A 23,058-nucleotide genomic window follows, 5' to 3' on the forward strand; every position below is an offset into this window, starting at 1 on the left:
GAAAAGCTCACGCCGCCGGCGTGAGCTTTTCTCTTTTAAACCAGTTAATTACTTTACTTTATTTAATCTCCTTCAGCATTTCTTTCACCGCAGCTTCCATCTGTGCATCGTTACCAGCGAGGAAGCCCTCAAATGGCAAAGGCACGCGGATATCCGGCTCTACCTGCAGGTTTTCGGTAGGGCGGTTTTCAGCACCAATGGTAGCTACCATAGGGATACCGAATACGATGGTTGGATCGATCTGAGTTTCCCACCATACAGCGGTACCGGTACCTGCCACAGGCATACCTACCAGTTTACCCAGCTTACCTTGTTTATATACATATGGGAAGATGAAGGCGTCGCTGTAGTTACCTTCACTCATTACCACGCAGCTAGGTCCCTGCCATACGCCCATTGGCTCGCCACCGCTGAGGCGGTGACCCTGTGGTGCAAATTCCAGGTACTTCTTACCGCTGAGGAAAGAGTATAAGTCATCATGCAGCCAGCCACCACCGTTGAAGCGGGTATCAACGATCAGCGCTTTCTTGTCTTTATTCTTACCCATTACTACGTCGTATACGGAGCGGAAGCTGGCATCGTTCATGCCTTCTACGTGTACATAGCCCACTTTGCCACCACTGAGTTTATCTACGAGTCTGGACATCCTGTCGGTCCAGCGTTTGTACAGCAGGCCTGATTCTTCCCCGCTGCTGATAGGCTTCACGGTTTCGTCCCAACGTTGTTTGGTATCAGGGTTGTACACGCTCAGCAGCACGTTGGTGTTTACTTTGCGGTTCAGCAGCGTTGCCCAGTCGAATGCACTGGTGATTGCCACGCCATCGATTTTTTCGATGATGTCACCTTTTTTCAGTTTGATGCTGGCTTTATCCAGCGGTCCACCGTTGATCACCTCATCCACTTTCAGGCCATCCGCAGTGGAGGCTTCATCGTAGAGCAGGCCCAGGGCAGCTGTCACATCACCGTTAGGAATCATAGGGCTGTAACGACCACCTGTATGGGAACCGTTCAGTTCACCCAACAGTTCACTCAGCAGCTCCTGGAAATCGTAGTTGTTGCTGATATAAGGCAGGAATCGCGCATAGGTATCACCGTACATCTTCCAGTCGATCCCATGAATTTTTGGATCGTAGAATTTCTCTTTCACCTGCTTCCAGGCATGCCAGTAGATGTATTCCCGCTCTTTCTCCTGATTCAGGGCCATTTCTGAGCCGATAGATACCGGTGTTATTTTACCGGAATTAGCATCTACCTTTACTACACTACCACGGTTGCTCACAAATACGGTGTTACCGTCTTTACTCAGTTCCAGGCCACCCGGTGAGCCACCCAGCTTAGCGAGGATTTTGGTTTCACCGGTTCTCGGTTCGGTTACCCACAGGTCAAAACCTTTTTCGAAAGCAGCCATGTAAAACAATTTGCTACCATCTTTATTCAGCACATAATCGCTGATGGAAGCACTGTTGATCGTGAGTCGTACCCGGCGGTTTTCCAGGTTATCGAAGTTCGGCTGCCAGTTTTTTTTAGCAGTAGTATCTTTTTCTTTTGACTTGGCAGTATCTTTTTTAGTATCACCACCTTCTTTCAATAAATTAAATTCATCTTTCGATAATTTGAATTTATCGTAGGCTTCCTGATCGAGGAATACCGCGTAGATATCTACTTCGCGGCTGCCTTGTTTGGCGAGCGATTTACGGCCTTCACGGTTGTTGGACCAGGTCATCATTTTACCCTCAGCAGCCCATTTACCATTACCTTCTCCAAATCCGCTGTTGATAGGATAGAAAGGTGTGCCTTTGCCATCCGCAGCCAATACGGCGAGGTTGCTGGAACCGAAATAGTTTTGCTCATCATCTACCAGTAACCATTTGCTGTCTGGTGACCAGGCAAACGTCCAGTCGCCGTCAGAATAGCTGTGGTTATGGCCTTCCGGCAGGATGGTACGGGTTTTACCGCTGGCGATGTTTAATACTTTCAGCTCATTACGATTTTCCACGAAAGCCACTTCTTTGCCATCCGGTGAAAACAGTGGTTGGAACTCCTCGGCAGCTGTGGCCAGCAGCGGTTCTTCCTTCAACAGCGTAGCGTTGAAGAAGAAAGGTTCCTCCTTGCGCACTACAGTGGACTGGAAGATATCCCAGTTGCCATTGCGTTCAGCCGCGTATACTACTTTTTTACCATCCGGGGACCAGTTCACCATACGCTCCTGTTGCGGAGTATTGGTGAGGCGCTTGGTCATGTTTCCATCTACGCTCGTCACGTATACTTCACCTCTTGCAACAAACGCCATCTGTTTTCCATCAGGGCTCATGGCAAACTCAGTGATGTTACCGGATACCGGCATATTTTTTACTACCGATCCGCGACCGTCGTTAAAGATTTGCACGTTGATTTTCTTTGGCTTTTCGCCATCTTTCAACGTATATATCTCCCCGTTATAGGTAAAAGACAAAACACCATTATCCGCCCTGCTCAAACCTCTTACCGGATGATTGGTGAAGCTGGTGAGCTGTTGGATGTTGCCTTTGTCGGTCAGGGAGGATTTAAACAGATTTTGTGAGATACCACCTTTTTCGCTCAGGTAGTACACCTCGTTGTTGTTACCGAATACGGGTTCGCGATCCTCGCCTTCGTAGGCCGACACCTGGTCATACTTTCCTTTGGCTACATCCAGCACCCAGATATCGCGGGTAACCGCGGAGGTGTGGTGTTTACGGAAAGGATCTTCGTAACCTTTACGGTCCTGGAATACGATTTTGCTGCCGTCTTTATTGTAGCGGGCAGCATCCATGCCGGCCGCGCTCAGGAGTACGGAGCGGCCACCTGTAACGGGTACCGTATACACGTTACGGAAAATGCGGTAGGGGAAACGTACGCTTACAGCAGGGGCATTGCGTACACTACCAAAGAGCACCTGTTTGTTATCCGGTGTAAAATCATACGGATAATCGGCGGCGCTGTTGGTAGTAAGCCTAACCGGCGTACCACCGGTGGCTGGCATTACAAACACATCGAAGTTACCATATCTGTCGCTGGCAAATGCAATGGATTTACCGTCGTGACTCCATACCGGCATCATATCATGTGCTTCATGGATGGTGAGAGGTACTGCTACTCCACCATTGGCGTCAACGCGGTAAATATCACCCTTATAGCCGAAAACAATGGTTTTACCATCCGGGGAAATGGCTGGATTTCTTAACCAAAGGGCATTATCCTGGGCATAGGAAGAGGCGGCGAGCAGTAAGGCCGCACAACTGAATAAAATCTTCTTCATAAGCGGTATTAGATAGCTTTGTATAACCGCCTAAAATAGTGAATTACTCCCGCTTTGGCAATGCCTTACTTGACAAGCGGTCCGGAAGCCCAATAGCTGGAAAATCAGGTGGTCTTATAGAGGTACCATCCGCCGCCGAGGTCGCGCAGCATAATCAGGTCCGAATTATACAAATCCGGCAGTTCCTTTTTATCAGGTACAAAGAGGTAGCCTACGAAGTTATCGATCATACCTCCGATCATGAAACGGATGGCGGTGGAGCCTTCCGGTTCGCCGGTGAGCACTGTTTCTATCAGCAGGTCTTTATAATCGGGTACGTATTTACGCAGCAGTTTGTGATACTTTCCTTTTTGTGCTGGATGACGTTGTATTTCCGCCATGGCTGTATCTTTCAAACGATCGAATGCGGCCTTGTTGCGTTTAAAATGAGCTGCAATGGAATCATCGAGAGCGAGGGCTAAACGAAGGTTACCAATCAGAAAATGATAATCATCCATGGAAGTCAGCATTTTCAGTGCGTTCCCTTGTTTATCCTGTTGTGCCGCGGCTATGAGTGTATCCAGGTAGCCTTGCGGCATTTGTTCCAGTTCTTCCAGTTCCGCCTGCATAATGCCTGTCATAGCCAGTGAGCGTACGCTCTGCAATTTCCAGGTCGTATCGCGTACCATGCGCAGGTATAGGTCCGCACCATTGCCGGTGGAGTCGATCACGGTAAGATTGATCAATGCGAGCGTATCGCGCTGATCGAGCACTCTCCATTGCAGGGCGGCATTTCCGAGATCCCTTCCGTTAGGTGTACCGTCGTATTCACCGGTGATGTATTTATACATATCCGGTACTGAATCTTTACCAAAAATAATTTTCGCCACTTTTACCGCTTCATTTCCACGCTTTCCTTTAACGCCGGGTACTTTTTCCTTACAGGAAAAAAAACCGCTGATAATCAGGGCCAAACAGGCTAATAAGATAGTATTGCTTCTCATGATAAAAGGGTTTTATCAGAAATGGTCAGCCCTAAAGATACGAATATCAGAATAAGCGATATATATATTTAAAAAATACCAGCTACCTTTAGTACGGTCAAAAAATAAATATTTATGAAACGCCCCTCTTTAGAGCGATTAGCCCAAATCCTTCACCAGGTACCCGCCAGATTATCGGAATTTTCCAGCGCAGAATGGAACACACCTTATGCTCCCGGCAAGTGGAATAAGAAACAGGTGATCGGCCATTTGATCGATAGTGCTGTGAATAATCATCAACGCTTTGTACGTATACAATTTGAGGATTCGCCGGTGATCCGTTATGCACAAGAAGAATGGAATCAATACAGCTATCATCATTTGCAAAATGAGCGGCTGTTGTTACAAACATGGATAGCACACAACACCTTTCTGCTGGCGCTTTTGCAGCAAATTCCGGAAGCTGCGCTGGAGCGCACTGGCATTGGCGGAGAAGGTAAACCATTTACACTCGCCTACATCGTGGACGACTATGTAGATCACATGGATCATCATCTTAAACAGATTTTGTAGTGATAACATTTCCATAATTTCGTGGAAAACCAATTCATTATGTCATCCAGGAATATCAAGCAGGTGATTGTCATGCGTAAGGACCTGAACATGCGTAAAGGGAAAATGATTGCCCAGGGGTCGCATGCCTCCATGGCTTTTCTTACCCGGCATGCCACCATTGAAGGCAATACTTTGCAAACATCGTTACGTAACCCCGAAGAAGTGCAGGAATGGATCTCCTTAGGCTTTACAAAAATATGCCTGTCGGTTGATTCGGAAGAGGAACTGGTGCGCATATACGAACAGGCAGTGGCGGACGGACTGATAGCTTCACTTATCACGGATAGCGGCTATACGGAGTTTGGAGGCGTGCCTACTAAAACATGCTGTGCTATTGGGCCTAATAAAAATGAGGACATTGACAGCATTACGAAGGATCTCAAATTGTTATAACTGAACCTCCCGACGTCAGCGGGAGGTTCAGTTAATGGTCAGGGCCAAAGGCCCTGACCATTAACCCCCCTACTATAAGCAAATCAGTTTTTTACGGCAGCGTAGTCAGATTTACCGTAGGTGCTACACCGGTAGCCGTACGTGTAAACGTCGTATTGTAATTGACATAATTACTGAAGAAACCGCAGTTTTTCAGGAAGAATCTGCCTGTACCGCTGTCTACCCCACCGGCGTAATCGCGGCGCTGGTCAGCAGTGGCAGTGGCATCTGCCGTAAATCTGGCGGAAGTAATTTCCGTCCATACTCCGGCGGTAGAACGAATCCAGGCGTTGCTATACTGCGCACTTCTTCCCAGGTAGCCTTTGGTATCATTGAAGTTTTCGAGGAAAGAATAGAGTCCGCCCAGGTAAGTGGTGGTATTCGGTTGTTTCCACGTAGCAATGAAGCGCCAGCTGCTGCTTTCAGGCGTATAGATCCAGGAAGAAAAATCAGTTCCGCCGGCTCCGTCAGGCAGTACATGTGTCAGGAATTTATAGGTGGTACCTGCCTGCCAGTTAAACACGAGGTAGCTCTGTCCACCGGTGCCTTCGCCGCCGAAGGTGTTGTCTACAACACCGGTGCCTTTGCGTACCAGTGATGTGGTGCCCACTGCGGGGTCCCAGATGGAGAAGAGGATGCGGCGTTCGGTGGCGCTGTTTACCTGGATACCGAAATAACCGCCGTTAAAACCATTGCTCATATAGTAGGAGCCGATTTTATCTTCCCCTGTAGGCACGGTTACTTCGTTGTAGAACCATTCGGCAGTGGTGCCGGAAGGAATGGTATAGCCGAGGTGTACCGAAGGGCCGCGGCGCGACCAGTAATAATTAGTGGCATCGTTTGCATAGGTTACACTGTTGGCTGTAGCGCTGCCACTGATGAGGATGTGGGATACATCCCCGAAGTAGCTGCCCGTTTTGCTCACCCCTTGCAGGTCTACCTTTACATAGCCGGCGCTGGTGATGTTAATGGAATCGATGTTGTAATCAATGTAGGAATTTCCTGTTACGGTTTTGGTAAATGCGGTACCGTTCACTGTTACTTTGATAACGCTGGTGCCGGAAGGAACTTTCATGCGTACACCTACTTTGAGGGTACCGGTAAGTCCAAGCCGGAAATAGGCGCTGGTTACGCTGTTAACGTTCGTCCAGTTGCCGAGGCCATTGCTGGTGATCACTTCTGCCGCACCGGTTGGCAGGTTGGTAACAAAAGCGTTGCCTGCGAGTGCCACCGCATAGCTCGAAGCGGCAGGAACAGTTTCTGTTTGTGCAGGGGTGGTGGTGCCGGCGGTCAGTGCATCGTCGTTTTTATTACAGGATAGCAAAGCAGCAGACACAAGTAGGGTCAAAATAAACTTAGTGTTCACTTTCATTGGATGGTAGTGTTTTTGAGTGAAATTTTCAGACAGATTTGCTTATAGAGATGGAGTTTTGTTCACTGGAAAAAATTCGGGTACCCCACAGATCTTGGTTGATTCATTGTTCTCTTAAATATACAGCATGATAAATTAAAACAAGAATTTTTTTTGGCGCTACACCATGATGCTTCTGTTGGCTTTATTGCAGGCCGTCGGCCTGCAATAAAGCCAACCCCCTCCAATGCCAAAGGCATTGGAGGGGGTTGGGCAGATAACAAACCGCTGCTGAAAATTGTAATAAAAGAATAACAACCATCACATGTCACAGCTGAATTTGTTTAATGAAACAGAAGGATTCCGGTTTCCGGAGGAGCTCCTGGAATATTTTCCGGGTTTTATGGAAACGACGGCAGCACTAACGTTAATGCATACACTGATTGATACCGTTCCCTGGGAGCAGCATCTACAGCGGATGTATGATAAGGAAGTACTGACGCCGCGACTCACTGCCTGGTATGGTGATCCGGACAAAACCTATCATATGGCGGGCAAAACCCTGCAGATGCATGCCTGGCTGCCGGAGTTGCAGGCCCTGCGGGAACAAATTACCACGACTACTGGTCATACTTTTAACAGTGTGTTACTGAATTTTTACAGAGATGAAAATGACTCCGTGGCCTGGCACCGCGATAAAGAAAGTGAGCTCGGCAACCGGCCCGTGATTGCGTCCGTGAGTTTGGGCGCTGCCAGACCCTTCGAATTCAGACAGTTAGATAACCATAGTAATAAATACGCGCTTACACTCGGAAACGGGTCACTACTCCTGATGAAGGGAGATTTGCAGCAACAGTGGGAACACCGCATAGCCAAAGCCGGGTACAAACTGAAACCACGAATAAATCTCACCTTCCGGAGCATTCGAATCTAACTAAAAAACAGTTGTTTACAATTTCATAAAATAAAAATTTAAAAAAATTGGTGAAATCGGTCACGTTTTGATATTCGAGTTTGTCTTCCTTGAGTAGATCGCAATAATTAAATAATCACCATAAAAAACTACACACCATGGAAGCAAGAATCAAATTCGAAGATGTAAACAAAGGTTTTGCAGATGGACTGTTTAAATCAGAAATGCATTTAAAAAAATCCGGCCTGGACCCGTTGCTGAAAGAACTGATTAAATTCCGCGCCTCTTTGATAAATGATTGTGCATTTTGTTTGGACATGCATTGGAAAGATGCCATTCATCTCGGTGAAAAAGAGCAGCGCTTATACTCCCTGGGCGCCTGGAGGGAATGCCCTTATTACAGCGACGTAGAACGCGCGGTGCTGGCCTACACCGAAGAGGTAACCGCCATGAATGTTTCCGATGAAACATATAACCACCTCACTAAATTCTTCGATAAAGCACAAATTGCCGATATTACACTGGCGATTGTAAACATCAACTCCTGGAACATGCTTAACCGTGCTTTCCACACTGTTCCGGGCGGTTATGTAGTAGGTAGTCTGGGTTGATTTTATTTGCCGTTTAAAAGTTTGTATGACTGATTATCAACAACTGCTGTTTCCGTATGCCTATAACATACTCGGAACAGCTGAAGATGCCAAGGACGCAGTACAGGAAGTACTCTCCCGTTATTTTACCACTTCGCACGATGATGTAGCAGATGAAAAGAACTACCTCATCAGAAGTGTGATTAACCTGGCCATCAATTACAAAAACCGAAACAAGCGGATGACTCCGCAGCCGGCAGAATGGCTGCCGGAGCCGGTAGCCACGGATGATAATGCGGATAAGAATCTGTATCTGAAAGATATCCTTTCCTATTCACTGATGGTATTGATGGAGCGGTTGAGTCCCATCGAAAGAGCGGTATTCATTTTGAAGGAGAGTTTTGACTACTCCCACCAGGAGATTTCGGAGGTACTATCCATCACGGAAGAATACTCCCGCAAACTGCTGAGCAGGGCTAAAACCAGGCTGTTTAAGCCAGGGGCTGAAGTAAAAAGCAAGGACGTGATGGACAATACCAGCCAGCTGGTGTCCGACTACGTTAATGCGATCCGTCAGCGGGACCTCAGCCGCCTCGAAGAAATGCTATCGGCCGAAGTGACCCTCATCACCGATGGTGGCGGTAAAATTAAGGTGGTGGCTAAAGTCAGCACAGGCTTCGAAGAAGTATCCAATGTATTGGGTATTGTGATAGAACGTTACCTTGGCAAGGCAGAAATTATTGTCCGCTGGATTAATCACCAGCCTGCCCTGCTCTTTTATGTGAAAGGGCGACTGGCAACCTGCCAGGTACTGGAGTTCAGCGCTGATGGTACCCGCATCGTACAGGTAAACAATGTGGTAGATCCAGACAAACTAAAAATGCTGGCAGCAAACGATACAAACTAAATTATGGCTATTCAACACCGGAAAGAAGATTATTTCGAACAACTCATTGCAGAAGCATTTCAGGCCTTTAACCGCCTGGTAGGGAATACTGCCCCTACTGCCCTGCAGGACCTGGAAGCAAGGATTAACGAACTGCTAACTCCTGCCGGCCTTACGCTGGCCAGCTTTGAACAGCAACCCATCGCGGAGCTGGAAGCTGCCCTGAAGGCCCAACCGCAGAATGAGCAGCTGCTGGAACTGATTGCCGATACCTTACAACAGAAAGGCAACAGCACCCAACAGCCGGCACTTGCCGGTAAGGCACAATGGTTGTACCAATACCTGATGAACCACCAGGCGGGTAATAGTATTTCGTATAGCTTGCTGATGAAGGTGAAAAAACCGAAAAAATAACCATCAAACATGGACCGTTATACTGTGTCATCCACAGTATAACGGTTTGCTATACACGCAGGAGATAAACTAAATAACTCCCCCAAAAAAATCATGTATATTGTGTAATAACACAGTGAACATGCAACGCAGAAATTTTCTCCGCAACATCAGCCTGACCGCTGGGGCGCTCGCTGCTTCCCCGGTTTTTTCCATCGCTGCTACCAGCGCAAAAAAAAGTACCCGTATCGGGTTTATTACAGACCTGCATCACCTGCAGTTCGGCAAGCCGGAAGACGCCCGCATGACGGTGTTTATGGATGCCGTAATGAAGGAAACACCGGATTTCATTATCCAATGCGGTGATTTTTGTCGCCCTACCGGGTCAGATAATATCATGGCGCAGTGGCGCCGCTTCAAAGGGCCCAAATACCATGTACTGGGCAACCATGACATGGATGTATGCGATAAAGCCACCATAATGCGGCTCTGGGAAATGGAAAAGCCATATTACTCTTTTGATACCGGTGGATATCATTTTGTAGTGATGGACCGTAACTTCCTCCAAAAGGATGGTACCCTGGTGGATTACAATAACAGTAACTGGTCGCCCTACGGGCCAACCTTCCGCAGCTTCACAGATGCAGCGCAGCTCACCTGGCTGCAGCAGGACCTGGCAGGAACAACGCTGCCGGTGATCGTATTTATGCATCAGCCGGTGTTTCTGAGTGACTGGTTTACGGAGCTGGGCAATGCAAATGAGATCCTCACGATTTTTGATACCCACAACTTCAATGCCCGGCAAAGCGGGGCTAATAACAGCATTGCCGCAGTTTTTATGGGGCATGATCATGACGACCGCCATGCCGAACGCAATGGCGTACATTACTTCATTATGAACAGCGCCAGTTATGTGTATACCGAGTCCGGGGCACATTATTACAAGGAGCCGCTGTTTGCTTTTATAACACTCGACCCGGGCGGGATATTGCAGATTCACGGGCGGCAGACTATCTACCGCGATCCCGTGAAGCCGGCCATTCAGGCAAGGTTTCCTACTGGCATCAGCGACCATCGGATACAGTTCAAAAGGTAGCCCGTACGCTGACTATAGGTTCACGGTAGAAAAATAAATTTGGAAAATTAGACCGATCGGTCTAATTTTGCATCATGATGACAAAAGGAGAAAAAACCCGGCAGTTTATTATTGAGCAATCGGCCATTTTGCTCAATAAGCAGGGCATGGCTGGCACCGCTATCAGCGATATCATGGAGGTCACTAAAATGGCCAAAGGTGGTATCTATGGTAACTTTGCCAATAAGGAGGAAATATGCCGGGAAGTATTTGACTACCTGATGTCACAAATGTCGGCCCGGATTGAAGCGAGGCTGGCACAGGAAAACACCTGGCGGGAGAAATTACTGGCACTGGTAGATTTCTATTACGACCTGGTACTGGCTAATAACAATGGCGGTTGCCCGATGCTGAATTTTGGTACCGAGGCAGATGATACTGACCTGGCAATGAAGTCAAAAGTAGCGGCTGGGATTAAAAGTACGCAGGCGCGCATTGAAAAACTGGTTACCAACGGGATAAAGGCCGGAGAATTCTCCCACAATGCACATCCAGCTGAGTTTGCACTGAAAATGTTTACTATGATGGAAGGAGGTATTCTCGTAGCGAAAGTAACTGATAATACCAGCCAGATGAAAACCATCTGCGGTATACTTAAACAGGAAATTGAGTCCTTTTCGATTTCACGCACGTAGGTGTGAACATTTGTGATTTTCTTAAACAGGGAATTGAGTCTTTTTCGATTCCACGCACGTAAGTGTTAGTACATCATGGAAAACGTTTGTGATTTTCTTAAACAGGGAATTGTGTCTTTTCTACCCACGCACGTAAGTGCTTTTTTTCGCGTCACAAAAAGACCGATCGGTCTATTATATACAAACATAAAATTTAAAAAATGAACACCACAGCAAATACCATTCTTGTAACCGGCGGTAGTGCCGGCATTGGCTTCGAACTGGCCAAATACTTACTGGCAGCAGGCAACACCGTCATCATTACCGGTCGTGACGCCACCCGCCTGAAAGCCGCAGCAGCAGCGCTGCCAGGGGTGCATACTTTCCGGGGAGATGTGGCCGATCCCGCAGACGTTGACGCGCTGGTACAACATCTCCATAACAACCATCCGGCACTCAATATCCTCATCAACAACGCCGGGTACGCGCAGCTCAACAACCTCCTCGAAGATGCGGATACCTTCGAAAAAGCCAGCAAAGAAATGCTGACCAACTACCTCTCCATCATCCGGCTGAATGAAAAACTGCTTCCACTACTCCGCCTCCAGCCACAGGCAGCCATTGTAAACGTATCTTCCATCGTAGCCTTTGCACCGGGTAGTCGCCTCGCCACCTACGCCGCTACCAAAGCAGCCCTCCACTCCTACTCGCTCTCCCTGCGCGTAGCCCTGCAGCCAGCCGGCATCAAAGTATTTGAACTGATGCCTCCTTTGGTAAACACGGAGTTTTCTTCTGAAATAGGCGGCCAAAATGGTATCCCTGCAGCACAGGTAGCCACGGAATTCCTGGAGGCACTGGCGGTGAATAATTATGAAATTCGTGTAGGCAACACCGAAGCCTTCTATCAGTTGTACCTGAGCTCTCCGCAACAGGCGCTGGAAGTAATGAATCCAGTGGCAGCGGAAACACTAGTGCCTTAATTTACTTCCGGTTAAAACGAGCCTGCGGCTCGTTTTAACCGGAAGCGTTCTTTCCCGCCACTGGCGGGAAAGAACGCTTAAGAGAATATATTGCTTGCATTAATGAAATGTATTTATTACATTTATAACAACAGTGAAGCCCTGATATCGCGTAAGTAGCAAACCAAAGTCTGTCAACATCAAACCACGTCTTGTTTAACCACTAAATACGAGCAATGAAAAACATCAATTGCAAATCAATGATTGCAGCAGCACTCCTGTGCACTTCTGTACTGCTTGGTGCCTGTAAACGTAGCATCACAGAGGGATTACAGCCTTTGTCGGCCGACAAAAGCACTATGATCAACCTTACGCCCAGCGCCTACAAAGTGAACATCATCTACTTTGTGCCTTCCGATGCCGATACCATCACTGGCTACCGGGAACGCCTAAACGGTATCCTGCTCCAGGGGCAGCAATTTTACGGTAAATGGATGAGCTATTATGGTTATGGCGACCGCTCGTTCGGACTCCCAATGGATGCCGGAAAAGTAAAAGTAACCGTGATTCACGGCGCACAGCCCAAAAGCGCCTACCCTTATGAAGGCGGCGGCAATACCGTCATCGGTGAACTCAACACCTGGTTTGCCAGCAACCCTACCCAGAAGCTCAGCGAGCATACCCTCGTGATCATGCCTGCCAGCACCTATGCGGCCGATGGCGATCCCGGTGGTGTACCCTTCTACGGACTTGGCCGCTGGTGCTTTGCACTCGACTACGCCGAAATGGATACCAGCTACCTGGGCCAAAATACCACCCTCGGCAACCGCGCCACCAAATGGATCGGAGGCCTTATGCATGAACTGGGCCATGGCCTCAACCTGCCCCACAACAAAGAAAAAGTATCCGAAGGGGCCGATGCCACCAAAGGAACGGCTTTAATGGGCAGTGGCAATTACACCTACGGTAAAAGCGCCACCTTCCTTACCGCAGCCAGCTGCGCTATTCTCAATAACAGCCAGGTGTTTCGCACCGCTACGGCCAGTGGTATCTATGGCGGAGGGTCCACTTCCATCAACGTGATCAAAGCTGATTACGCCAGCGGTAACATCTCCCTGAAAGTAAAATATACCGCTACACAAACTGTAAACCGGGTAGTGGTATACAATGATCCCGAAGGTGGTAACGACTACGACGCCGTACCATGGGTGGCTACTCCCGCCGGCGACAGCATCACGCTCACCATGCCCATCGCAGACCTGCAAAAGAAAACCGGTAACTACGCCATGCGGGTACGCTTCCTGTATACCAACGGCTCCTCTACCGAAATTTCATACCCCTACAGCTTCGTGAACAATGAACCCGTACTCAACTTCAGCACCAAAGATGAACTGAGTAAAACCGGATGGAGCATCGCTTATGTAAGCAGCCAGGAAAACGACGGTCAAGCCGTAAACCTGCTCGATAACAACCAGAGCACCGTGTGGCATACCCAATGGAAAACCACACAACCGGCACATCCACATACCGTAGTGGTGGATATGGCCGCCCAGCGTAGCATTGCCGGCGTGTCTTTCCTGCAACGCGCTAATTTAAACGGTTCGCTGAAAGACATTACGCTGTATACCAGCACCGATAATGTCAACTGGACTACCATCGGCAGCTATACCCTCGCTAATGTGAACTCCAGACAGTATATCACTTTGAGCAGCCCGCAAACAGTGCGGTATATTAAGGTGGTAACGGCGTCTAATTACCTGGGAACACACTATGCAGTGTTGTCAGAGTTGGGCGCATTTTAATTCGTTTTCAAGGGGGCCTTCGGTCCCCTTGAAAACTTTAAAGATTCTCCCGCCTGGCGGGAGAATCTTTAAACAACAAGCCCGGAATCCCGCAATGAACATATCGCCACACTAATTTGTAATGCAGTAGTGCCCTATTCCGGCATTCAAATGTATGAAGCGCCCATTACTGCTGTTCCTGATGCTACCGCTATTATCTTACGGGCAGCAACAGAAAGAAATCAACTCCCAGTCACAGTCCTGGTTTAGCATAAACAGTACCTTCCGGTTTAACAATCACTGGGGTGCCGTTGGCGATTTCCATATCCGGCGCAATAATTTCGTGGCCGACAACAGCTTTTACTTTATCCGCGCAGGCGTAGGCTACTGGCTCAACGACCAGCTGTCCTTCATTACCGGCTACGGCCACCTCTGGCTGGCACCTACCACGCCGGGGTACAAAACCTTTGCGGATGAAAACCGCGGGTACGAGCAAATTGCCTATGCCACCAAAGTAGGCAGGGTATCCCTGCTCAACCGCTTCCGCAGCGAGCAACGCTGGCGGGAAATATTACAGAACGATCAGTCCACCGGCGACTACTACTTCTCCAACCGCTTCCGCTACCTGATCAGCGTAGGCATTCCACTCAGCCAAAACAGATGGGTACCGCAAATTTCCCTGGCTAATGAAGTGGCTGTGCAGTTTGGCAAGGCCATCGTCAACAATACCTTTGATCAGTTCCGCGCCTTTGCCGGCATACGTCAGGATCTGGGCCATGGCTGGTCGTTTGATATGGGTTACATGTTTGTAAGCCAGCAAAAAGCCAGTGGCTACCAGTACGATTACAACCATACGTTCCGCTGGTTCTTCTACTATACCTGGAATCGGAAAAAAGGCGGCAAGGAGCTGCCGGCCTTACAGTATGAAGATGAGTAAGCTATATTTCTTCGGGTAAAAAATCATACTGCTTTTGACGCAAATGCTGCAACCGGCGCCTACGAAACGCCGCAAAGCCCTCTTTCAGCGCTTTCTCGCGGGCTTTATCGGGTTGTCCCCCTCCGTATATATCCCGTGCGTATTGGCTGAATTCCCGGTATAATTCCTGCTCCTGCTGCGATTGCAGGGTACTGCCAATAGAAGCGCGCTTGTCAGGAAAATCGAACCTGTCCCACCAATGGTAAATATCCGGAAACACATTATCCCCGTATTTAAAGCGCAGGTACCACCAGGGTTCACTATCGCGGTACCGCAGCCAGGCTGGTTTCAGAATTCCGTACAGGTCCGTAAGCCAGCGTACCCAAATATACAGCAGTAAGAGGCCAACAGCTACGTATATACTCAGTATATACCAGGGTATTCCAAAAAATTCTTTAGGTCCTTTTTTATGTTGGGGAGATGCAGCCGCCACTGTTTTGGCAAGACTATCCTTCAGGGTCGTCATCATCCCCAGGGAAGGATTTTCTGCTACGTGCAGCTTTACCGGCGGTAAGCTGCGGGAATACATCCGCGCGGCATAAGGGTTCCACCACGATATTTTAATAGCCGGCAGTTCGAAATCGCCCGCGCCGGTGAGCAGATAAGTCGTAGTTTGTATACGCTCGCCATTCGCCATCACGTCATTACGTGTATCCTTCAGCGTAGCTGGCTTAGGATAAGTGCTGGCCCAGCTGAGTTTCGTATCAGGCAGCTCGGGAATAAACTGGGGCAGCGTACCACTAACGTCGACGATTACACTCCGGTCTATCACATCCCCAACTTTAAGCTGATCAGGCGCCTTATTCCAACGCTGGGTAAGCTGCACGTCAGCGGCCACCAGCCAGCTTTCCCCCTGCGGCAACGTATGGGGCACGGGCTTCACCACAAAGGATTTAGCCGGGCTATGAATCACCACCGTTTGACTGGTGGCGCTACCTTCCGGCGGCGTTACAGCAGTTATTTTGATGGGCGGCACCTGGAAACTGCCCGACTTATAAGGAAATACGAGGTAGTAGAACTGTATCCCGGAATACTCTTTTCCATTAACGTTAAACCGTCCCGGAGAAGATTTGGTGAACGGTACGATAAAGGCCTGTGGCACCTGGAGGTTATCAAACTCCAGTGGCTGCGTATACCACGTTGCAGTTAAAACTGTGAAGGTTACTTTTACCGGCTGCTGCACATATACTTCCGTTTTATCCAGTTCCACCTGCGCAAAGCATTGCACCTGCGCAGTTGCCAGCTGCACTTGTATACAAAGGAATACTATGATCCAGCCTATCCTTACCATGTTTCTTTTCCGGGTTTTACGTTGGGGTAAAATTTCTTTTGTTGCAGGATAAAACGCTTATGCAAGAATTCTCCGGGATCTGCCGGGGGCTTACGAAGGATGATATTTTGCAGGTCATCATTTTTTTGTTTCGTGGTATCTCCCGGCTCCCCCATCTGATCGCTCTCCTGACCGCGGTGGATGTTGGTTTTTACCTCGTCAGTATTGCGGTCGCCATGGGTAGGGAGTTTATCCGTTTTGGTATCGGAGGATAGCTCCTCGTCTTTAGACTGCGGCTTTCTTTCCTTTAGTTTACCTCCTGTTGTATCTTCCTTTATCTTCTTACTTTTTGTGTCTTTATGAAATTGGGCCGCACTACTGTCAGCAGCATATTTCGCGTGCTGATTCAATTTCATACTTTTCTGCACTTTATCGGAGAGGCTCGGATCTAATCCTTCTGCTGTATTGAACGCATCTGCAGCCTCTTCAAAACGCCCCAGTTTACTGAGTGCCAGCCCCCGGTTATAAGCCCCGGCAGCGCTGCTATCGAGTGCAAACAATGCAGCCGCTGTTTCAAAATCGCCCGCCTGATATGCGGCAGCGGCTTTATGTGGCAAATCTTTAAAACGTGCTTCCGCCTCCGTATAGTCGTGCTGGTTATACAGTACCTGTGCCTGGTAATCCGGCGTATACCACCACGATGCCTGTTTACTTTTCACACTGCAACTGCTCATTACCAGCAACAGCAGGCACCAGTGTACCGCCCAGCCTTTGCGGGCAAAGAACAGCGTAATAAGCATCGCCGGTATTATCAGCAGGTAGCCCATGTCATCCCAGTCCTTACTGCTTTTTTCCTTATCGGATTCAAAAACGAGGTTTTTCCTTATTTGCGCTGCAATTCCCCCCACATCTGTTGTGTCGAGCGTGAGTGGTGTGACGGCGAGTTTGGCATTTTTTAGCTGCTGCAATACGGCAGGGTCCTGTTTGGAGGTGACTTTACTCACACCCGGCACTGCGGCCCCTTCCGGCGATGACATCAACACTACATCCAGGCGGTGTATACTGCTGTTCAAAAAGTTCGTATAGGCGATAGCGTCAGCAGATGTAATCTCATCGGTAAAAAGCAGAATGGTGCTAGGCGCCAGTATAGGCCGCATCACCGTATCAATTTCCTGCAATAACAGCTGGGTATTACCTCCCGGCACCGGCATCTCAAAAGTATTTAAACTACTGGCATGCATTTTCACTATGCTGTAATCACTGGTAAATGGCAACACCAGGTGTGGCGTACCGGCGTAGGCCATCAGTCCTGCCCTTGCGCCGGGGTGCGCATCCAGGAAATCACTGATTTTTAATTTAGCACGCTCCAGCCGGGTGGGTGGTATATCGGTGGCTGTCATGGATTTGGTGAGATCTAAAACAATCAGCACTACCGCCTGCACCTTCTGACCGGGAATCTCCGTTTTCTTCCAGGCAGGGCCGGCAATACCCAGTATGGCGGCGCTGCCTCCCAAAACCAGTAACAGCAACGGCCACACGATGCTCCACCTGCTTCCTTTAGAAAACAGGTAAGGCCGCAATACCGGACCAATAAAGCGTTTCCAGCGTTCGGGTTCCCTTGCCCCAATTACGAGCAGCACTACAATGATGCCCAGTGCTTCAAATAAATGCAGCAGCCTGGGCCGCAGAAAATGAAACTGCTGCCAGTCGATATGCAGGTCGATATGTTGCCACCATTCATGCATGGTTCCAGTTTTTTGCTGCCAGCAGATATAAAGACAATAAGAAATAATACAGTAATACCAGCAGTAAACCCGCCGCCAGCGGATAGTAGTACAGGAGTTCCACCGGCTTGTAATTTTGTTCCAGGTACTCTACCGGCGCCAATTGATCCAGCATCTGGTAAACGGCTTCCAGCTCTTTTTCATTCATGGCATTGAAATACCGGCCGCCGGTGTTTTTTGCTACCGACTTCAGCGTGTTTTCGTCGAGGTCGTAGCCGCCGGAGCCACTGGCCTGCCCAATGCCGAGCGTGTAAATAGTGATAGAGTCTTTTCCCGCACTGGTAGCGGCATCCAGCGGGGATATGTCCGCACCGGTATCCACACCGTCTGTCAGCAGCAGCAGGATTTTTTGCTTTAAGGTATCAGCTTTCAGGATGCGGGTACTAAAGGCGATGGCGTCGCCGATGTTGGTCATCTGGCCGGCCATACCTACTTCCGTTTGGTTCAGCAGCCAGGTGATCATATTCAGGTCCGCGGTGAGCGGCGCCTGCAGGTAGGCGTTACTACCAAATACCACGAGACCTATCTGATCACTCTTGCGGCGTTTTACAAATTCGGTCATCAGTTGCTTCACGGCATCCCAGCGGGTAGTATGCTTACCGCGTACGATCCAGTCGGGCTGCGCCATGCTCCCGGAAATATCAGCTGCTATCAAAAAGCTGCGTACCGTTTTGGGCACTTTTTCCGGTTCACTTACGTACCGGGGAGATGAGGCGGCAGCGAGGAGGCAGGCCCAGGTCAGGAAAAACACCACCCAGCCTAATACGTTACTACCGGTGACCCATGCACGCTTGCGGGGCTTATGGCCGATAGCTGCGGCGGCCAGGCTGAAATGCGGCAGTATCAGCGCTGCGCTGCGCCGCCGCCATGCCGGTAATATAAAATATATCAGCAGCGGCAGTGGCAACAGCAAAAAAACCCATTTATATGCTATTTCAAAATGCATGTTTGTGATGTCGTATCCAGCTTTTCGCTTTGGTAATAAATTGATCTATAGCTTCCGGCGCCATGGTATCTGCTCCAGGCTTGTATAATGAAACAGCCAGCAAGCCGGCATCTGTGGCGGTAAAGCCTGGTGCCGGCTTGCTGCTGTTATTCAAGAAATCAATCCAGGATTGCTGCTGTAGTGAGGCTACCTGAGCAGCGCCGTAGCGGTGCATGGCAATCTGTTTCATCAGCATATCCGTATCAAAAAGTAATTGCGCAGGGGTGAGTTCCGATTGTTGCTTAGCTTCCAGCCAGGCCAGTGCGTGACGGCGATATCGGTTGCGCCGGTATCTTCTCCCTAACAAAAATGCACCGGCAACCAGCAGCAACAGCAATAGTACGCCGGCCACATACCAGCCGGGCGCCGCAAAGGTAAATGGTACCGGGTCGGGCACTATCAGTTCTCCTATATCGTTGCCGGGTTGCGCCATATTATTTGTTTCTTTTACTGAAAAAACCAATCACCTGCGAGGAGGCCGGCTGTGTGGTATCCATGAATATCACCGGAATACGGTAGTTCCTGAATTCCTCCGCCAGCCTGAGTTGCATCTTTTTATAGGCATCCTCATATTTTTGTCCTGCGTTGTGCAGGTTATTTTTCCATCTTAGTTGTTTCCTGCCATCTCCCAGTATGAGCCTGCCATCCGGCAGTGCCGCATCCAACGGATCAGATATATGCACAAGCATCACATCGTTATGCAAAGCCAGTCCACGCAAGAGTTTCACAGTTGTATCATCCGCGGCGGTGAAGTCACTGATCACCGCAATCACATAATCATGTGTAACGGAAGCGGCTGTACGATTCAGCATATCATTGAGCAGTGAAATGTTTACTGCCGCAGGCTTACGCACGGGCAGTAATGCATTTTTGTCTGCAATACTTTTCAGTAAATACTGCACATGTGTTTTACTTCTGGCGGGATGGATAAATTCAAAACCATCTTCGTTATAGACGATGCCCCCTACCCTGTCGCCCCGCCGGATGGTATAGAAAGCGCTGAGTGCCGCAACCTGAGCGGCTATTACCGACTTCACCTGGTCCTGCGATCCAAAAAACAATTGACTGCTCTGGTCCACTACGAGGAAGGAAGGGCGCTCTTTTTCTTCATTAAAAACTTTGGTATGTGTGGTACCGGTGCGGGCGGTTACGCGCCAGTCGATGTTGCGCACATCGTCACCGGGTACGTATACACGTACTTCTTCGAAGTCGAGGCCACGGCCTCTGAGGCGACTCGCATGCCTGCCCGCCAGGATGCTGTACACCGGGTGCTGCGGCAGGATAGGAATTTCCTGCACGTAGTATTCGTACCGCATCAGGTCGTCCAGGGTGGCTACCACTCCTTTAGGCCAGCTATGTGAATGGTTATTACGCAACAGGCACAACTTTTAACAGTTTATCAATCACTTTATCAGCGCCCATGCGGGCAACGTTGGCTTCGTAACTGAGGATGATGCGATGGCGCAGGACATCGTGTACCATATGCCTCACATGATCGGGCGTAACGTAGTCGCGGCCATCCAGCCAGGCCACTGCGCGGGCGCATTTGTCCAGGCTGATGCTACCACGCGGACTGGCCCCATAGTCCACCCACTTGGCCAACTCCTCACTATACTTTTCCGGAAAGCGGGTAGCATTGGTAATTTCAGCGATATAGCGTGCTGCAGCATCACTTACTTTAATATCCCCGATCGCTTTACGTGCATCAAAAATTACCTGCTGTGATAAAGCAGGTTCATTGTTCGCTGCTCCTTTGGATTCTTCCCGTACCAGTTGTACAATCTTCATTTCATTGTCTACCGTAGGATAGTTGATTTCCAGTTTCAGGAGGAAGCGGTCCAGCTGTGCTTCCGGCAAGGGATAGGTACCTTCCTGTTCAATGGGGTTCTGGGTGGCCAGCACCATAAACAGGGGTTCCATTTTATGTGTTTTGCCGGCAACTGATACTTGTCGTTCCTCCATGGCTTCCAGCAGGGCTGATTGTACCTTGGCCGGGGCGCGATTGATTTCGTCTGCCAGTACGAGGTTGGAGAAAATGGGACCTGGTTGAAAGAAAAATTTTTCGGTGGCCTCCGTCTGGTAAATTTCTGTACCGGTAACATCGGAGGGTAGTAAGTCGGGGGTAAACTGGATACGGCTTAATTTACTATCGAGGTGTTTGGCCAGGCTTTTCACGGACCTTGTTTTTGCCAGTCCCGGCAGGCCTTCCAGCAATACGTTACCATCGGTTAGCAACGCCACCAGGATCTTTTCTATTACGTCATCCTGGCCGATTACATCTTCGGTGATGCGCTGCCGCAGTGTTTTGATATCGTCGAGTGTACTCATCGTAACGGAATTAGGAAATATCGAAGAAGGTAGGCTTCCTCAAATATGTATTAGGTGAAAATTTATTAATGATGGATCTCATTACATCATATAAACCGGAACTATGGAAGCGGCGACAACTTGCCAGCATCTCTTCAAGAGAAGATCCATAGAATCAAAAAAGTGAAGCTGCTAAAGAATATGCTCAGGAGTAGAAGTTTGTTTTGTTGATTAACACAATAATGTCGTTATTGTTTACCATCATAATTTTTAATGAGTGTTTCGAAATAGTGAATCATGCGGCTGTAGTTATCAATACTGATGTACTCGTTATTGTTATGAATCGTTTGCTGCTCATTGTTATTGATCAGCACCGGGTTAAAGCGATATACGTGATCGGACACGATTTCATATTTATACCCATCCGTGCCACCTATGGTGAGATAGGGTGTTACTATAGCGTCGGGGAAATATTGTTTAATTGTTTTTTCCATCACCCGGTAGCCCTGGGAGTTGATATCGGAGATACGGGAGGCTTCGCGTGGAGGGCGCAGGTCTTCGATTTCCACATCGAAGCCGCGGCAGGCGTATTGCAGGTGCTCCTTCACTTCTGCGACGGTATTGCCTGGGAGGATACGGAAGTTCACCACGAAGTCGACCACCGGTGCCAGCACATTGGAGGCATCGCTGCCTTTCATCATGGTGAGGGCGGTGGTGGTGCGGATGAGCGCATTGGTGGTATGGCTGGCTGCCAGGGTTTTCATCAGCGTTGTTTTTAGCAGCCATTGGTTGGCAATGGCGAGGCGACTTTTAAAATCCATGGCTCCGCCCACGTTGGTGAAAAAGCGGTCGATCACGGGAATAATCATTGGCTTCATCTGTTCTTTTTCGAGGCGTTGCATGATCACGGCAGCTTTGCCTATGGCGCTCTGCATGGGCGGCATGGAGGAGTGGCCACCGAGGCCTTTGACTTTTACTTTGGCGGACCAGAAGCCTTTTTCCGCGCAGCCGATGAGGGCAACGGTGGCATTGAGCCCACTTATGCTGCCTTTGGAAGATACGATACCTCCTTCATCATATACTGCATCGAAGCGGATGCCTTTGGCTTTAAAATCTTCTGCGATTTTTAGGGCACCTTCTACCCCGCCTACTTCTTCATCGAAGCCAAAGGCCAGGTATACGTCCCGTTCAGGGGTATATTGTTGCGCCATGAGGTTGTTCACTGATTCCATCAGGGCGAACAACATATTTTTCATATCCAGTGTGCCACGGCCATAGATACGGCCATCTGCTACTGCACCGCTGAAGGGGTAATGTGTCCACTTATCCTGTATAGCCGTTACCGGTGGCTGGGGTTTGTCTTTCGGGGAGAAGATAATTTGACCGCTGTCCGTTCCTTCGTATTCTCCCGGCGGCACCACATCATAGTGCGAGAGGAATAATACCGGCTGCAGGGCGCTATTACGGCCTTTCCAGTGGATCACCAGCCCGTGATTGTTGACCGTATAGCTTTCCGTAGCGGCGTATACGTTAGGATAGGCAGTGCGGAGGTAGGCGGCAAATTCCTGAATGGGGCCGAAGTTAAACTGCGTATAGTCCACATCCGACACGGTGGGGATACGTATACCGCCGGCAAAACGTTGCAGGGTGGTGTCGCTGATCGGGAAATTTTCATAGGCGGCGGCGCCGGTATTCACTTTCGTAAAGGGGTAGATCCATGTTTTTACCACCAGAACGGCTACCAATAAAACGATTAACACGCCGATGATTGCCAGTAACTTCTTCATACATAAAGAGTTTGAACCTACCTGCATTAACAGCCGTGTGG

Annotated in this window: 21 protein-coding genes; 11 read left to right on the top strand and 10 right to left on the bottom strand. The window is 49.1% G+C overall.

The features are described from left to right. Positions 1-58 precede the first annotated feature (58 nt). Both KW844_RS05725 and KW844_RS05730 read right to left on the bottom strand, forming a co-directional pair. The gene (locus KW844_RS05725; RefSeq protein WP_218375752.1) at positions 59-3,277 is read right to left on the bottom strand and encodes a S41 family peptidase; all 3,219 of its coding nucleotides are present in this window, start codon (positions 3,275-3,277) and stop codon (positions 59-61) included. A 104-nt stretch (positions 3,278-3,381) separates the two neighbouring features. Further along, positions 3,382-4,260 (bottom strand): hypothetical protein, encoded by an 879-nt coding sequence (locus KW844_RS05730; protein ID WP_218375753.1) that lies wholly within the window; start codon positions 4,258-4,260, stop codon positions 3,382-3,384. A gap of 114 nt (positions 4,261-4,374) precedes the next feature. On the opposite strand from KW844_RS05730, the gene KW844_RS05735 reads away from it, so the two are divergent. Together KW844_RS05735 and pth2 are read left to right on the top strand one after the other, a co-directional pair. After that, positions 4,375-4,812: a DinB family protein gene (locus tag KW844_RS05735; protein WP_218375754.1), complete on the top strand. Its 438-nt coding sequence runs from the start codon at positions 4,375-4,377 to the stop codon at positions 4,810-4,812. Between the two features lie 39 nt (positions 4,813-4,851). After that, positions 4,852-5,247: an aminoacyl-tRNA hydrolase gene (gene pth2 / locus KW844_RS05740; protein WP_218375755.1), complete on the top strand. Its 396-nt coding sequence runs from the start codon at positions 4,852-4,854 to the stop codon at positions 5,245-5,247. A gap of 91 nt (positions 5,248-5,338) precedes the next feature. On the opposite strand, the gene KW844_RS05745 is transcribed toward pth2, so the two are convergent. Continuing rightward, on the bottom strand, positions 5,339-6,658 hold the full coding sequence (locus KW844_RS05745) for a DUF5077 domain-containing protein (RefSeq protein ID WP_218375756.1): 1,320 nt from the start codon (positions 6,656-6,658) through the stop codon (positions 5,339-5,341). Positions 6,659-6,962: 304 nt separating this feature from the next. Here KW844_RS05745 and KW844_RS05750 point away from each other — a divergent pair, with 304 nt between their 5' ends. The 9 genes from KW844_RS05750 to KW844_RS05790 all read left to right on the top strand — a co-directional run bounded on the left by KW844_RS05750 (position 6,963) and on the right by KW844_RS05790 (position 14,845). Next, complete coding sequence (locus tag KW844_RS05750; RefSeq protein WP_218375757.1) at positions 6,963-7,571, top strand: alpha-ketoglutarate-dependent dioxygenase AlkB; 609 nt, start codon at positions 6,963-6,965, stop codon at positions 7,569-7,571. Positions 7,572-7,708: 137 nt separating this feature from the next. Further along, entirely contained in the window at positions 7,709-8,161 is a 453-nt protein-coding gene (locus KW844_RS05755; protein ID WP_218375758.1) for a carboxymuconolactone decarboxylase family protein, read from the top strand. Between the two features lie 25 nt (positions 8,162-8,186). Further along, positions 8,187-9,047 (top strand): sigma-70 family RNA polymerase sigma factor, encoded by an 861-nt coding sequence (locus KW844_RS05760; protein ID WP_218375759.1) that lies wholly within the window; start codon positions 8,187-8,189, stop codon positions 9,045-9,047. Between the two features lie 3 nt (positions 9,048-9,050). After that, on the top strand, positions 9,051-9,440 hold the full coding sequence (locus KW844_RS05765; RefSeq protein WP_218375760.1) for a hypothetical protein: 390 nt from the start codon (positions 9,051-9,053) through the stop codon (positions 9,438-9,440). Positions 9,441-9,561: 121 nt separating this feature from the next. Further along, complete coding sequence (locus KW844_RS05770) at positions 9,562-10,515, top strand: metallophosphoesterase (protein ID WP_218375761.1); 954 nt, start codon at positions 9,562-9,564, stop codon at positions 10,513-10,515. A gap of 74 nt (positions 10,516-10,589) precedes the next feature. Next, positions 10,590-11,189, top strand: coding sequence for a TetR/AcrR family transcriptional regulator (locus KW844_RS05775; RefSeq protein ID WP_218375762.1), 600 nt, complete (start codon positions 10,590-10,592; stop codon positions 11,187-11,189). Between the two features lie 200 nt (positions 11,190-11,389). Next, the gene (locus KW844_RS05780) at positions 11,390-12,148 is read left to right on the top strand and encodes an SDR family oxidoreductase (protein ID WP_218375763.1); all 759 of its coding nucleotides are present in this window, start codon (positions 11,390-11,392) and stop codon (positions 12,146-12,148) included. 215 nt (positions 12,149-12,363) lie between these two features. Beyond that, on the top strand, positions 12,364-13,929 hold the full coding sequence (locus KW844_RS05785) for a discoidin domain-containing protein (RefSeq protein WP_218375764.1): 1,566 nt from the start codon (positions 12,364-12,366) through the stop codon (positions 13,927-13,929). 154 nt (positions 13,930-14,083) lie between these two features. Beyond that, positions 14,084-14,845: a DUF2490 domain-containing protein gene (locus KW844_RS05790; RefSeq protein ID WP_218375765.1), complete on the top strand. Its 762-nt coding sequence runs from the start codon at positions 14,084-14,086 to the stop codon at positions 14,843-14,845. A gap of 1 nt (position 14,846) precedes the next feature. Here KW844_RS05790 and KW844_RS05795 read toward each other — a convergent pair whose 3' ends face one another. The 7 genes from KW844_RS05795 to KW844_RS05825 form a co-directional block, all read right to left on the bottom strand. Next, positions 14,847-16,175 (bottom strand): BatD family protein, encoded by a 1,329-nt coding sequence (locus KW844_RS05795; protein ID WP_218375766.1) that lies wholly within the window; start codon positions 16,173-16,175, stop codon positions 14,847-14,849. Next, the gene (locus KW844_RS05800; RefSeq protein WP_218375767.1) at positions 16,169-17,899 is read right to left on the bottom strand and encodes a VWA domain-containing protein; all 1,731 of its coding nucleotides are present in this window, start codon (positions 17,897-17,899) and stop codon (positions 16,169-16,171) included. Before KW844_RS05800 ends, KW844_RS05795 begins: the two co-directional genes overlap by 7 nt. Then, the gene (locus KW844_RS05805) at positions 17,892-18,884 is read right to left on the bottom strand and encodes a VWA domain-containing protein (RefSeq protein ID WP_218375768.1); all 993 of its coding nucleotides are present in this window, start codon (positions 18,882-18,884) and stop codon (positions 17,892-17,894) included. Before KW844_RS05805 ends, KW844_RS05800 begins: the two co-directional genes overlap by 8 nt. Continuing rightward, entirely contained in the window at positions 18,874-19,356 is a 483-nt protein-coding gene (locus tag KW844_RS05810; RefSeq protein WP_218375769.1) for a DUF4381 domain-containing protein, read from the bottom strand. The genes KW844_RS05805 and KW844_RS05810 overlap by 11 nt, the downstream gene beginning before the upstream one ends. A gap of 1 nt (position 19,357) precedes the next feature. After that, a complete protein-coding gene (locus KW844_RS05815) occupies positions 19,358-20,299 on the bottom strand; it encodes a DUF58 domain-containing protein (protein WP_218375770.1) in 942 nt (313 codons plus the stop codon). After that, the gene (locus tag KW844_RS05820) at positions 20,292-21,251 is read right to left on the bottom strand and encodes a MoxR family ATPase (protein ID WP_218375771.1); all 960 of its coding nucleotides are present in this window, start codon (positions 21,249-21,251) and stop codon (positions 20,292-20,294) included. Before KW844_RS05820 ends, KW844_RS05815 begins: the two co-directional genes overlap by 8 nt. A gap of 227 nt (positions 21,252-21,478) precedes the next feature. Beyond that, the gene (locus KW844_RS05825; protein WP_218375772.1) at positions 21,479-23,017 is read right to left on the bottom strand and encodes a M20/M25/M40 family metallo-hydrolase; all 1,539 of its coding nucleotides are present in this window, start codon (positions 23,015-23,017) and stop codon (positions 21,479-21,481) included. Positions 23,018-23,058: the final 41 nt, after the last annotated feature.

Origin of the sequence: Chitinophaga sp. sic0106, assembly GCF_019219075.1 — a bacterium.
Taxonomy (GTDB): Bacteria; Bacteroidota; Bacteroidia; order Chitinophagales; family Chitinophagaceae; genus Chitinophaga.